Source organism: Streptomyces silvisoli, from assembly GCF_029269905.1.
Lineage (GTDB): Bacteria > Actinomycetota > Actinomycetes > Streptomycetales > Streptomycetaceae > Streptantibioticus_A > Streptantibioticus_A silvisoli_A.
Genome location: NZ_JARJBC010000031.1, coordinates 58,094 through 70,231 on the forward strand (window position 1 = coordinate 58,094; position 12,138 = coordinate 70,231).

Here is a 12,138-nt window from a genome sequence, read left to right on the forward strand (position 1 = left end):
CCGGGGCGCCAAAGCGATCGGCAACAGCGGACACCCGTACTGGTCTGGTTGGCCTGGGCACCACCAAGCATTTGTTGCCTCCAACCGTCCGGCCATCGCTTGCGGCACAGTGGAGAAATGAACGCGGATGACAGGGGCCTGTTGGCCGGGGCGCGCGTAGCTACCAGGCTTCCGGCTCAGAACCTGGACCGGGCGCGGCGTTTCTACTTCGAGCAGCTCGGGCTGGAGCCGGTCGATGAACGGCCCGGTGGGCTGCTCTATCGGTGCGGAGGCGCGGACTTCGTACTTTTCCAGTCGACGGGGGCCTCGCCCGGCACGTTCACGCAGATGGCCTGGGAGGTCGACGACCTGGGGAGGGTCGTGTCGGAACTCAAGCGGCGCGGCGTGGTGTTCGAGGAGGTCGACCTGTCTGGTCTGCTGGGCGGCGGGCGAACGAGGGACGGCATCGCCGAGATCGAGGGGAACTACCCGAGCAAGGGTGCACGCGGCGAACGCGGCGCCTGGTTTCGTGACAGCGAAGGGAACATGCTGGGTATCGGCCAGCCGGTCGCCTGACCCTCCGACGGAGCCCAAGTTCGCCCCCGAACTAAGCGCTGCGTCGGGGTGGCTCGGCATCATGTGTGCCCATTCCCGGAGCTGTCTGGTCAGAGGCGCCCGCGCTCGTCATCGACGGGGTGGCAATGCGTGCAGGACGACCTCGACGAGGCCACCCGGCTCCGTCACCGCGGTCATGTAGCTGCAGTTGGGATGGCGTCGACGGTCGGTCGGCGAGCCGGGATTGAGCAGCCGGAGCCCGCCGGGAGCGGTGGAGTCGTACGGGATGTGGCTGTGCCCGAAGACCAGCACGTCCAGGTCCGGAAACCGCTGCGCGCAGCGCTGGTCGCGACCGCGCGTTGGTCCGGTCTCGTGGACAACGCCGAACCGCAGCCCGTCCAACTCGGCGCGAGCCACCTCCGGCAGCCGGGCACGCAGCTCAGGGCCGTCGTTGTTGCCGTACACACCGATCAACCGCTGGGTACGTGAGGTGAACAGGGTGAGCGTGGCCAGGTCGACCCAGTCACCGGCGTGCACCACCACATCGGCGAGTTCCATCTGTTCCAGGAGTTCCTCGGGGAGCTTCTTGGCTCGTTTCGGGAGATGGGTGTCCGAGGTGAGCAGCAGGCGCATGGATCGACGGTAGCGAAGCCGAGCGCGGGAGGCGCGCTGCTGGTTCCGGCCAGGTGCCCCGGCGGCATGGCCGTTTCGGAAGGTCTGTGATCGCGTGCTCCTCAAGGCGTGTGTTGGACGGCCCAGCCGGATGTGACAACCCGTGGGCGGGAAACAGGAAACCCGCAGGCCGAGGCCCGCCCGGTTGCTGGCATGCCATCTGCTGACTCGGGTACCCGCACTGAGGAACAGTCGTCCCCGCACAAAGGAGCGCTGTCACATGTCGACTGTCGAAGAATCCATCACCGTCGACGTCCCCGTCACCACTGCCTACAACCAGTGGACCCAGTTCGAGGACTTTCCCCAGTTCATGGACGGTGTTGAACGCATCGAACAACGCACCCCCACGCTGACCCACTGGGTCACCAAGGTCGGTGGGCGGCAGCGGGAGTTCGACGCGCAGATCACGGAGCAGATTCCCGACGAGCGGGTCGCGTGGACGACCGTGCAGGGCGAGGCCCGGCAGGCCGGTGTGGTCACCTTCCACCGCCTCGACGACCACCACACGAAGGTGATGCTGCAGCTGGAACACGACCCGCAGGGCATCGCCGACACCGTCGGCGACAAGCTGGGTTTCGTGACGCGGCAGGCCAAGAACGACCTGAAGCACTTCAAGGAGTTCATCGAGTCCCGCGGCCGGGAGACCGGCGCCTGGCGCGGCGAGGTCTGAGCACAGCCTTCGTTTGGCCCCGGTCAGTCCTCCCAGGCCTGGCCGGGGCCGCTTTCGTAGCCACGCCCATTCGCGCGATCCCGCAGGATGACCTCGGCGGCCTCCGCGGCCGGGCGCCCGCGGCGTCACCGTCGCGCTCACCGCCGACTTGGCGACCGCGGCCTGGGTGAGACGCCTGCGCCATCTATCGCACGGGAGTGTCACCGACGAGTTGCTGAGCGTGTGCCCGAGCCTGGCGGGATGGGATCTTTGGGTTTATCCGCCTTGATCAGGGTGATCCGTCCCATAGAGGAGCATGCAGTCCAGGAGCGGATGTCAGGAAGCGTGTGGGGGACAGGGAGGCACCGTGGAACGGTCACACGCGGGGCAGCCGCGGGCAGAGCGGTTGCGGCTTCTGGGGGTGTATCTCAACGATCACCTCGGGGGAGCCACGTTCGGTACCGACCTGGCCCGTCGGTTGGCGAACCTGCCCCATGAACCCGGGACCGCCGAGTCGCTGCGTCGGCTGGCGGCTGAGATAGCCGAGGACCGGGCCCATCTGTTGGACATAATGAAGCGGCTTGACGTTCCGGTCCACCGCCACAAGGTCGTCGCGGGATGGATGGGGGAGAAGGCGAGCAGGCTGAAGACCAACGGTCGACTCGTACGGCGTTCGCCGCTCAGTCTGCTGCTGGAACTGGAGATGCTGCGGCTGGGGGTGGAGGGCAAGGCGGCGGGTTGGCGGACGCTGCGTGAGGCGGCCGAGACCGAGCCGAACCTCTCCAAGGGCCTGCTCGACGATCTGCTGGAGCGTGCCGAACGGCAGCGGGACCTGCTGGAGAAGCTGCGGGTGGAGCAGGCGGCACATGTCTTCGCGTCGGACCGGGCGACTGAGCGAGCCTAGGGCGGTCCCATCCCGCTCGGCGCGGGTTCTGCGGCCGACGTGACCGCCGTCGCGGCCGTGGCGTTCGGAGTGGCGACGCGGGCTGCGGTCTCACCGCAGCCCGCGCCGTCGTCGTCAGCTGCGGGCTACCGCGCTGACGCGGTCGTCGTGTCGGGGGTGCGGATGTGTTGGGCGATGAAGAGGGCTGCGCGATCCAGCGCCTGGTCGGCCTCGTCGAGGACACCGGTGAACGCCTGGAACACGTGGGGCACGTCGGCGGTGACGTCGAGGATCACGTCCACTCCGGCTGCGCGGGCGCGCGCGGCCATGCGCGTGGAGTCGTCCAGGAGTACTTCGTTCGTGCCCGCCTGCAGGAGCATCGGCGGGAAACCGGTCAGATCGGCGAGGAGGGCCGGGCTGAGCAGTTGCTGTCGCGGGTCCTGCCCCGCGAGGTACATGGCTCCGGTGTGTTCCAGGCTCTCGCGCGTGAAGAACGGGTCGAAGCCTGCCCTGGTGTCCATGCTCTCTCCCGTCCGGGTGGCGTCGAGTCCGGGAGAGAAAGCCACGATCGCCGCGGGCAGCGGTAGTCCCGCGTCGCGGGCGGCAAGGCAGGTTGTGACGGTGATGCCGCCTCCGGCGGAGTCACCGGCGAACGCGATGGTTGCGGGGTCTTCTCCGCTGTCGAGAAGGGCGCGGTAGGCGCTCAGCGCGTCCTCGATCGCGGCCGGGAACGGGTCCTCGGGGGCAAGTCGGTAGTCCAGCGAGAAGGATCTGAAGCCGGTCCTGGCCACCAGGTTCCCCGTCAGCGACAGCGCGGTTTCGGGAGACCCGAACACGTAGGCGCCGCCGTGGAAGTACAGGATCGTCCCGGTGCGCGGGCGCTCGACCGGCTCGACGAGCAGTGCGGGCCGGTTGCCGAGCGTCGAAGTCGCCGTGCGGATGCCATCCGGGACGATCATCTCGGCCATCATCGCCTTGAAGCCTGCCCGCATCTCCTCGACCGTTCGAGGGCCCTCGGGTCGGGGCTGCCGCAGCATGGCGTCGACCTTCGCGCGCTGTTCCTTGCTCATGTGTCTGCTCCCCTTGTAAGTAGCTTCCAGTACACTATATGCCGTGGAATCTAAATTGAGTGGTGGCACAGTTGACCTCCAGGGTTTCTTCGCTGACCTCGTCCGGTGCGAGACGCGTGTGTACAACGCCCTCAACGACCGCCTTCGCGAACGGCACGGGATCGTCACCTCGCAGTTCGAATTCCTGCGCTACCTCCGCGACCACCCCGGCTCCCGGGTCGCCGACCTCGCCGCCGAGTTCGCCATCGGCATCGGGGCTACCAGCAAAGGCACCGACCGCCTGGAGAAGCAGGGATGGGTCGTCCGGCAACCGAATCCGTCGGACCGCCGCTCCTCACTACTGACCCTGACCGGCGACGGCTTGCGACTGGTCAACGAGGCGGAGGAAGCCTTCACAGAGCGGCTGACCGAGCTGCTCGGAGACGCCCTGAAGGGGGCGCCCCTCTCGGCCGCCGCACGGGCCCTCTCGCAGCTCCGCTCCGTGCTGGAACGCGACCAGGTAGGCATGCCCGCAGGGTGAGGTGCGTTCGTGAGCGCCCGCGTCGATGCCGGACTGTGGATCCGAACCCCCGCAGCAGCTTCTCGGCGGCGGTGGCGGCGTCGTCCGCGCGCCTCTCGTTCGAGGGACCTATCGCTTCACCCACCACACGGCTCAGGGAATCCGTAGCGGTGACTCATCCGGCCTGCGGCGGCGGCGGGTCCAGCAGGTGCGGTCCGTTGTTGCGAACGTTGTTGACCGCGGTGGATACCGGTCGGGCGGCGAGGTGTCCGGCGGCTGGGGTGGTCAGGAGCGCTCGGAGTTCCTCGGTGTCGTGGTGGGTGGGGTCGAGCCAGGAGGCCCAGTCAGTGCGGGCGACAGCCAGTGGCATGCGTGGATGGATACGGCCGGCCGCATCTTTGGCTTCGGTGGTGATGATGGTGCAGGTCATCCACCAGGCCGCCGGATCCTCGGCCGCACCCTCGGGGTCACGCCAGTACTCGTACAGCCCGGCCATGGCCATCACCGACGCGTCTTCCGGTGCGATGAACCACGGCTGCTTGCGGGCTTTGCCTTTCTCGTTGGCCGGGATGGTCTGCCACTCGTAGAAGCCGTCAGCCGGCAGGAGACAGCGGCGTTTGGCGAAGGCGCGCCGGTACGCTGGCTTCTCGTGCGCCGTCTCCAACCGAGCATTGATCATCTTCGATCCGATACTGGGGCTCTTCGCCCATGACGGCACCAGGCCCCACCGGAGCGGGCGCAGTTGCCGCTCCACCTCGCCTGTGTCTTCGTGCGCCCGCTCCAGGACCGCCCAGACCGCGTCCGTCGGAGCGACGTTCCAGCTCGGCTCCACGACTTCTTCCGCGTTCCAGCGGGTGACTTGGAACAGCCCGGCCAGGTCCTCCGGGCGACGGGTGGATACGTAACGGCCACACATGCCTTCCAGCCTGCCACCTGTACCGCCTCGGCGAGGACTGTCCCCCGGTCCGGGCAGACGCGGGTTCGGCGACGCTTCCAAACGCCCGTGAGAGCGAGTCCGGCGCCCGCGCCACTGCCTGAGCACTTCAGTCGGCATGGCCAACTGAAGGTGCTGAACAGGGTGGTTGAGTCGGTCGATCTCGGTCCGGTCTGGATCAGTTGGCTTCTGCCCCGATGACCGAGGACAGGAGCTGGGTCGGGATGATGGTGTTCAGGCGGAAGCCGGATCGGTGAGCAGGGCCTCGAACTCATCGGCGATGCGTTCGGTCCGCGCAGCATCATCAGCATGACGATGTCCAGCGCGGGGGCGGGGTGCGGAAGGTGCCGAGGACGCGCAGGCAGTCTTCGTCGGGCCAGTCGTGCGAGATGTGCTTGAGCAGGTAAGGCCGCCGCTCTCCGGCAGGCGGTGGAGACCGCGGTAGTCGGTCAGCGCGTCGCCAGATCGACGAGCAGGTTGCCCAACCGCTCTGGCATCGACCAGAACGGCGAGTGGCCGGCGTCGAGTTCTTGGACGTCGGCTCCGAGCACATCCTGGGCAACGGCCGCATTCCACTCGCCGTCCACCGCTCGGTCCTGGCGGCATGACACGTAAGTGGTTGGCACGCGACGCTCTGGCAGGGCGGGGCAGGTCTGTTGGTAGATCACGCTCGCGTCCGGGCGCAGCCGGGCGACGGCGTCCGCGGAGTCGGCTGGGGCGCAGTCATGGTAGAAGATCTCGGTCGCGACAGCGGCGTCCAGGGTTGAACGTCCCAGCTCGTCGTAGTTCATCCTGGCGAGACGTCCCCGCATCTGTTCCGGAAACGGCTCCAGTCCGTTGGCCTGCCACGCAACCTCGGGGCGCGGTACCAGGGCCGCGAGCAGGATGAGGGACTTGACCGCGGGGTTGCCCGTCGCCAGCGGTGCCACGAGTCCGCTCATCGAGTGCGCGACAAGAACGACCTCCGAGCGGGACTCGAGCGCGTCGTTGACGGCGGCGAGGTATTCGGCCCGCCCGGACCCGGCGACATCGGAGGGCAGTTCAGGCGTCACCACCTGGTGACCGCGCGCCGTCAGGTGCTTGCGCACCCGTTCCCAGCACCAGGCTCCATGCCAGGCACCGTGCACGAGCACGAACGTTCCCATGATCGGTTCCCCTCCCCGTAGACGCCGCCGTCAGGATAGGCTTGGCGGCCTTCCGGGGCGACCCAAAACCCGGTCCCGCTTGGCCCGCAGCCGTGCGCGCTTAGTCCGGAAAACGCTTGCCTTTCGCCTCCGCACACTCCAGTCAGCAGGCGTGGGCGCCCACTCCAGTCAGAAGACGTAGGCGCCACCACGCGAGGCCGGCGGTCGACCGCCGAACTCACCTTGCGGGCACCCGTACTTGACGACGCACTGCTGTGCGGTGCCGTCGCGGCCCAACGCGACGACCCCGGGCATGCTGCCTAGGGCCGCCGCTCATCGTTGAAGGGGACGCCCAATCGTCCGCTACCAGTAATGCCGTCGGCCGCCAACGGCGTGCCCGACCGAACCCAGGACCCACAAGATCGCGCCAATTACCACCAGGATGATGCCGATGGTCCAGAGGATGGCGATCTTGAGCAGGAATCCGACAATCAGACAGATGATGCCCAGGATGATCACGGCGGTCTCCGATCCCGCGTACGTGTCCCCCTTCCACACTGTTCCCGAACATCGATGATGGCAACTCGTCCCGAGCGTCGGTAGCCCTCCGGCCTGCAGAACTGGCAGGTTGGGCGCGGTCTGGGGGGGTGTGGTGCGGCCGGGAATCCCGAGCGCGTCGTGGGTGGTCTCGGCGAACCGCCACGACGGCGCCGAGGCCCCAGGCCATCTCGCTGTTCGTCTTGCCGACCCTCGTCGCCTTCTCGCACGTCAAACATCGACCCCGGCGGCCTCTGAAACCTGACCCGTACCCTCTGGCTACCGCTGAGATGATCACGGCGTCAGTTTTGGAGAGCGGTTGCCCGCGCGGTCTTCTCCCAGGCTGGAACCGTTACCCAGCTCCTGCACTGAGCCAGTGCCTGCCGCTGGTGTGCTTCTTGCAGGTTGACGTGCGCGTCAGCGGACGTGTTTGACTGCCACTTATGTCAGAGACTCCTGGGAGGTCCCGCCCGAATCCTGCCGCCTATATGTTGCGTGGAGCGGCAAGCGCCGCGGGCCGCGTGTACAAGAGGGAACTGCTGGACCTTCTGGGCCTGCGGAACGGCCAGACCGCGTTGGACGTGGGATGCGGTCCCGGTGCCCACCTTCCGGAGTTGGCGGGGCGGTCGGCTCGAACGGCAGGTTAATCGGTGTGGATCGCGACACGGCCATGCTTGATGAGGCGCGCCGCCGCACGGAGAGCTTGCCCGCCGTAGAGCTATGCCAGGGGGACGTACACGCGCTCCCGGTGGAGCCTGACACCGTGGACCGAGCCAAGGTCGACCGAGTTCTGATGCACATTGAGGGAGCCGTTGGACGTGCTGGGACAACTCCACCAGGCGCCCCGGCTGGGGCCCGGGTGGCTCTGGCCGGGCCTGACTGGGACACCTTGGTAGTAGATGCCGAGGACCTTGAAGTCAGCCGCGCTTTCACACGATTCACGACCTCGGAGGTGGTGCTGCGTGTAGTCAACGGGCCGCACTGGCGCGCTGCTTCGGCCACTGACGACGGCGAGGTACCCGGAATCGGCCATACCGGCGGGTCATTTGGCTGCGGCTCCCGCGCCCTTCGCCCAACGTCCGCGATGATCGTCCGGACGGGCAGACGAACATGGCGGAGGATCGGGGCATGACGGTGATCAGGACGACGGGGGTCCGGGTCGGGATACCGGCAGTGGCGGTGCTGGCTGTGCTGGCGGCGGGGTGTGGAACGCAGCGGCCCGGAGACGAAGTTGGTGCGGGCAGACCCTCGCGGGCCGCCGCAGTGACGCCGAGTACGCCGGTGGACTTCCCGTGCCCTGGCGAGAGCCCCACGTCGGCGCCGTCGACGACCGCGGACACCACAGGCCCAGCCGCACCGCCCACCGACCACTACGCCGAGAACCACGGCTTCAGGGTTCCCATCCCGTTGCACGGCCAGAGCCGCTGCGACGGGCTCGCGGCTGCCAAGCGCATCGAGAGCGCGCTTGAACCGCTACGTAAGCGCCGTGACTTCAAGGTGGAAAGCACCCGCAGCACGCTCACCGGCCTCGGCTACCCCGCCCGGACGGTGGAGGTGTACCAGAACGGCCCCACCGGGATCGACTTCCTCGTCGACGCCTCCCGGATGTGCCTGGAGGGGACGATGGACCGAGACTCCACCCAAGCGGACGCCTTCGGTGGCTATCCCGACCATACCGGCTGCGACGTTCCGTCCGGCGGCCACTGACCGCAGCCGTCCAAGCCCTCATCGCTCTCCGCCGTGGTTTTTTGGTCCCTCGTGGCCCAAAAACATCGTGCGTAGCCCACTGGTAGGCCAGTCGATGACGTCGTGTCGCCGCCCACACCATCGACTTGCAGTCTGCGGATCTCGACGCTCGGTTCCATGTGGCCTGTCGCCTCTGGCAGTCGGGCCTTCCCAAGCCAGTCGCGAGCAGCAGGATGCTGCGCGGCGGGGACTGGCGAGCAGGCGGAGGGAGGTCTCGGTCCGGCTACCGCGCTCGGACTTGTGGAGCGTCAGCGCGCGTTGAACTTGAAATCGTCTGCCGGTGTTGAACGGCGCAGTGCGTTGAGCACCAGGCCGCCGCACTCGACCGCTACTGCGCCTGCTGTCGCGCGAGAGCCCGCCCGATGACGCGTGCGCCGTCTGGGAAGGCGCCGGGGTTCGGGCCGGAGTAGTTGAGCCGGAGGTAGGCGCCGGTCGGTTCGGCGGGGAACCACTCATTACCGAGGCGATGACGACTCCGGCGGTCTCGCAGTCGCGGACGAGTCGTACCAGGTCGGTGGTGTCTGGCAGTTGCACCCACAGGTTCAACCCTCCCCGGGGTACTGCTTCCAGGCGTGCGGAGGGGACGTGTTCCCTGAGTGCGCTGGCGAGGAGGTCACGGCGGGTGGCGCGATCACCGCCGTCGGGTTCGCCTCATTGCAGGGTGGCGAGTTGGACGGTTTGCACTGGTCCGACCTGCTCCTGCTCTGCGCCGTCGCGGCGGCCGGTTGCGGGTATGCCGAAGGCGGGCTACTCGCCCGTGAGTTCGGCGCCTGGCAGACCATCTCCTGGGCGCTCGTACTCTCGGCGCCGTTGATGATCGTCCTGACGGGCGTCTCGATCGCCCAGCACGCTCCGGCGGGGACCCTGATCCACTGGGCAGCGATTCGCCTACCTCGGCGTGGTGAGCATGTTCCTCGGCTTCTTCGCCTGGTACCGCGGACTGGCAATCGGCCCGATGGCGCAAGTCAGTCAGATACAGCTCGTCCAGCCCGTGATGAGCATCTGCTGGGCCGCGCTGTTCCTGCGCGAGCAGATCACCTTGCCCACGATCCTCGGCGGCTCCACAGTCATCGCCTCTGCGGGCATCGCCGTACGCACCCGGCTGGGGAGAACCCATAAGCCTTGACGAAGCGTCATCGCAGATTCTTGCCCGGGACACCGTGACAGTGCGGATCGCATCGTGCATCGCCCGAATAGTGGTGGTGACCCAGCGGAGGCACGCGTGCGGTCCAGGGGGTGATCGTCGCGACGGCGACCCGAACCCTGCCACCGGCCTTGGTGGCGGCTTTGCGCAGGACGCACGAAGCCGCCACTCGTGTCTTGTTCAGCACGATGCCCATTGGGTCACGCTGGCGATGCCGTTGTAGACGCTGGGTTCGAACGTGCCGTTCGCTGTCCAGTCGTGAGGTTTGCTCGGCCACATGACCGGGCTGTCGTATGTGGCCGTGGTGAACAGGGATCGGCCGGAGGAGTCCTTGAGTTGGAAGCGCGCGTGCCAGATGTCTCCACTGAACGTTCGGTCCGTCCAGGTTCGTGCGCTGAAGGTGAGTTTTCCGTCTGAGTAGAGCCGGAGATAGCCGCCGGTCTGATGGCAGTCGCCGACCTGCAGGTCCCCCCAGCTGAACCACTTGTACGTGGTGGCGGCTACGCCCGGCCGTGCGTCGCTTGAGAGGCCCGAGTGGGTGGCGTTACCGCTTCCCGTGTCGGCCGACGCGGGTGTGTGGAAGACGAGCAGGGTGGCGAGGACGGCGACCACCGTCACTACGGCCCTGCCGACTTGCCGGAAAACGGACATGGACAAACTCCCCCCATAGGATTGGGCGTTCGTGGCGGTCGCAACAAGCCGCACGGCGAACCGGCGACTGCTGGAGCCGAGTTGTGGAACCGGCGCGACGACCTTGTCATTTTCCTGATCCGCGGGACTGGCCGGTGTCAGCAGCTTCCACATGGAGGGCTAACCGTAGTTGGCGTCGCGGGCACAGTGAGGGCGAGGCCCACAGCGAAGAGAGCCGCTAAGGCTCTACGAAGGTTCACCATGCATTCAGGTTGCCCGCCACTCAATGGGCTACTCGCCGGGGCGAATAGGTCATATGAACGGCTGAACTGCCGTTGTTGGTGTGGCGCTTGCGCAACGTCCGGTTGGTCGACGAGCGTTACAAGGGTTTCAGCGGGTGGTGCTGACCAATCGGCGTTCTCCCTCCCTGACCTGCGAGCAGGTAGGTCAGGGAGTTGGGCAGCCGTTCACCGGGTTGGGTTTTTTGGGCCACGGAGAAAGTGACCGCAGTTCATCAAGGGTTCGTTGACAGTGCAGAAGACGCTATTGGTGGCGCGTTGATAGGTGGCGCAACTCGGCCGGGGAAGGCGGCGATGTGCATCGGGTCGGCGGGCGATGGCGGATGTCGACTCGCTGGGGAGTGGCGGCCTGTCGTCGGCGACTCAGGGAACCCTCCAGGCCGCCTGGTCCCGGGCGTTGACGTGCGTTTCCCCAAACTGGCGCGGTGCCCGTCGCTGCGGCAATTCCGAGGGCTACTCGGAAGGCAGGCTCTCCCGTATCGAATTTGCGGTGGCAGCCGGGTCGTAGCCCTCGGGAACACCTTCGACCAGGATGATGTCGCCCACGATGTGCCGCGAGCGTAGTGGTGCGATCTCCTGGTATGCGGGAGACTCCCACCAGGCCCGCGCCTCGGCGATCCCGGGGAAGCCGATCACCACGACGTGCCCTGGCCAGCTGCCCTCTTTCACCTCATGCGGCGTCGCGTGCACGAGGAAGTGTCCGCCGTACGGCTCGAAGGTGGACGTGATGCGCTCGATGTACTCGGCGATCTCTGGGTGAGGGGCAGCCTCTTGGAGGTGAGCTATGGCGTAGGCGGGCATGGCGTCCTTCCGGTCGGTAGGGCTCCGTACGCCAAAGATCATGGCATGTGGACCCGCCAGGTTCGACGGCGTGGCAGGTGTGCGGCATCAAAACGCAGCACGGACACGCCAACTCGACCAGCACATGCCCAGATCGCCTGAGTTCGCACGGTGCCGTACCAGTCGGTGGCATGGTCATCAACTTCAGCTCGCCCCAATGGCGTTGAGGCCCGCCACAAAGGCGCGGGAACACCACCCGCTATCTGAAACAACTTCCGCATTTCCCTCACGACGGGGAGTAGCTTGCCGAATGCGGAGCTGGCGCCTCAACTCGGGCTTACTGTGCTGTGGCGGGCGCACCGTGCGGGAGCCTGATGGTGACGCAGAGTGCTGCGGCGAGACCGCACAGCGTGCCGACGCCGAGCCAGAAGGTGGTGTAGCTGCCGGTGGTGTCCCGGATCACGCCGGCCAGCAGCAACGCGTCGGACGAGCACGGCAGTTGCTGGAAGAGACTTCCCAATCGTGATGTCAAGCCGCAGTCGTGACGGGAGGTGAACCTTGGTAGCACTGGCCGTCACGGATCATCGCCCACAGAACGTTGAGGCGTCGGCGGGCGAGGGCCAGCAGTGCCTGCTTG

Annotated in this window: 16 protein-coding genes; 7 read left to right on the forward strand and 9 right to left on the reverse strand. The window is 67.1% G+C overall.

Annotated elements, in window-relative coordinates; translation table 11 throughout:
- The first annotated feature begins 117 nt into the window (after positions 1-117).
- Positions 118-555: a VOC family protein gene (locus P3G67_RS32825; protein WP_276096752.1), complete on the forward strand. Its 438-nt coding sequence runs from the start codon at positions 118-120 to the stop codon at positions 553-555.
- Positions 556-663: 108 nt separating this feature from the next.
- Here P3G67_RS32825 and P3G67_RS32830 read toward each other — a convergent pair whose 3' ends face one another.
- Positions 664-1,167: a metallophosphoesterase family protein gene (locus tag P3G67_RS32830; protein ID WP_276096753.1), complete on the reverse strand. Its 504-nt coding sequence runs from the start codon at positions 1,165-1,167 to the stop codon at positions 664-666.
- Positions 1,168-1,426: 259 nt separating this feature from the next.
- Between P3G67_RS32830 and P3G67_RS32835 the strand changes: the two genes are divergently transcribed.
- Positions 1,427-1,876 (forward strand): SRPBCC family protein, encoded by a 450-nt coding sequence (locus tag P3G67_RS32835; protein WP_276096754.1) that lies wholly within the window; start codon positions 1,427-1,429, stop codon positions 1,874-1,876.
- Between the two features lie 346 nt (positions 1,877-2,222).
- The gene (locus tag P3G67_RS32840; RefSeq protein ID WP_276096755.1) at positions 2,223-2,759 is read left to right on the forward strand and encodes a hypothetical protein; all 537 of its coding nucleotides are present in this window, start codon (positions 2,223-2,225) and stop codon (positions 2,757-2,759) included.
- Positions 2,760-2,884: 125 nt separating this feature from the next.
- Here the strand turns inward: P3G67_RS32840 and P3G67_RS32845 are convergent, their stop codons facing one another.
- The gene (locus tag P3G67_RS32845; RefSeq protein WP_276096756.1) at positions 2,885-3,808 is read right to left on the reverse strand and encodes an alpha/beta hydrolase; all 924 of its coding nucleotides are present in this window, start codon (positions 3,806-3,808) and stop codon (positions 2,885-2,887) included.
- Between the two features lie 43 nt (positions 3,809-3,851).
- Between P3G67_RS32845 and P3G67_RS32850 the strand changes: the two genes are divergently transcribed.
- Positions 3,852-4,328 (forward strand): MarR family winged helix-turn-helix transcriptional regulator, encoded by a 477-nt coding sequence (locus P3G67_RS32850; protein ID WP_276096757.1) that lies wholly within the window; start codon positions 3,852-3,854, stop codon positions 4,326-4,328.
- 154 nt (positions 4,329-4,482) lie between these two features.
- Here the strand turns inward: P3G67_RS32850 and P3G67_RS32855 are convergent, their stop codons facing one another.
- The 4 genes from P3G67_RS32855 to P3G67_RS32870 form a co-directional block, all read right to left on the reverse strand.
- Positions 4,483-5,223: an SOS response-associated peptidase gene (locus P3G67_RS32855; RefSeq protein WP_276096758.1), complete on the reverse strand. Its 741-nt coding sequence runs from the start codon at positions 5,221-5,223 to the stop codon at positions 4,483-4,485.
- A 467-nt stretch (positions 5,224-5,690) separates the two neighbouring features.
- Positions 5,691-6,386: an alpha/beta fold hydrolase gene (locus P3G67_RS32860; protein WP_276096759.1), complete on the reverse strand. Its 696-nt coding sequence runs from the start codon at positions 6,384-6,386 to the stop codon at positions 5,691-5,693.
- A 168-nt stretch (positions 6,387-6,554) separates the two neighbouring features.
- Positions 6,555-6,680, reverse strand: a complete 126-nt coding sequence (locus P3G67_RS32865) for a hypothetical protein (RefSeq protein WP_276096760.1) — start codon at positions 6,678-6,680, stop codon at positions 6,555-6,557.
- 48 nt (positions 6,681-6,728) lie between these two features.
- Positions 6,729-6,884, reverse strand: coding sequence for a DUF6131 family protein (locus tag P3G67_RS32870; RefSeq protein WP_269858185.1), 156 nt, complete (start codon positions 6,882-6,884; stop codon positions 6,729-6,731).
- A gap of 688 nt (positions 6,885-7,572) precedes the next feature.
- On the opposite strand from P3G67_RS32870, the gene P3G67_RS32875 reads away from it, so the two are divergent.
- From P3G67_RS32875 to P3G67_RS32885, 3 genes are all read left to right on the forward strand, one after another.
- Entirely contained in the window at positions 7,573-8,034 is a 462-nt protein-coding gene (locus tag P3G67_RS32875) for a hypothetical protein (RefSeq protein ID WP_276096768.1), read from the forward strand.
- Positions 8,031-8,609 (forward strand): hypothetical protein, encoded by a 579-nt coding sequence (locus tag P3G67_RS32880; RefSeq protein ID WP_276096761.1) that lies wholly within the window; start codon positions 8,031-8,033, stop codon positions 8,607-8,609. The genes P3G67_RS32875 and P3G67_RS32880 overlap by 4 nt, the downstream gene beginning before the upstream one ends.
- 946 nt (positions 8,610-9,555) lie before the next feature.
- Positions 9,556-9,774: a DMT family transporter gene (locus P3G67_RS32885; protein WP_276096769.1), complete on the forward strand. Its 219-nt coding sequence runs from the start codon at positions 9,556-9,558 to the stop codon at positions 9,772-9,774.
- 198 nt (positions 9,775-9,972) lie between these two features.
- On the opposite strand, the gene P3G67_RS32890 is transcribed toward P3G67_RS32885, so the two are convergent.
- The 3 genes from P3G67_RS32890 to P3G67_RS32900 form a co-directional block, all read right to left on the reverse strand.
- Complete coding sequence (locus P3G67_RS32890) at positions 9,973-10,596, reverse strand: DUF6294 family protein (RefSeq protein ID WP_276096762.1); 624 nt, start codon at positions 10,594-10,596, stop codon at positions 9,973-9,975.
- Between the two features lie 578 nt (positions 10,597-11,174).
- On the reverse strand, positions 11,175-11,522 hold the full coding sequence (locus P3G67_RS32895; protein ID WP_276096763.1) for a DUF1330 domain-containing protein: 348 nt from the start codon (positions 11,520-11,522) through the stop codon (positions 11,175-11,177).
- A 316-nt stretch (positions 11,523-11,838) separates the two neighbouring features.
- On the reverse strand, positions 11,839-12,033 hold the full coding sequence (locus P3G67_RS32900; protein WP_276096764.1) for a hypothetical protein: 195 nt from the start codon (positions 12,031-12,033) through the stop codon (positions 11,839-11,841).
- Positions 12,034-12,138: the final 105 nt, after the last annotated feature.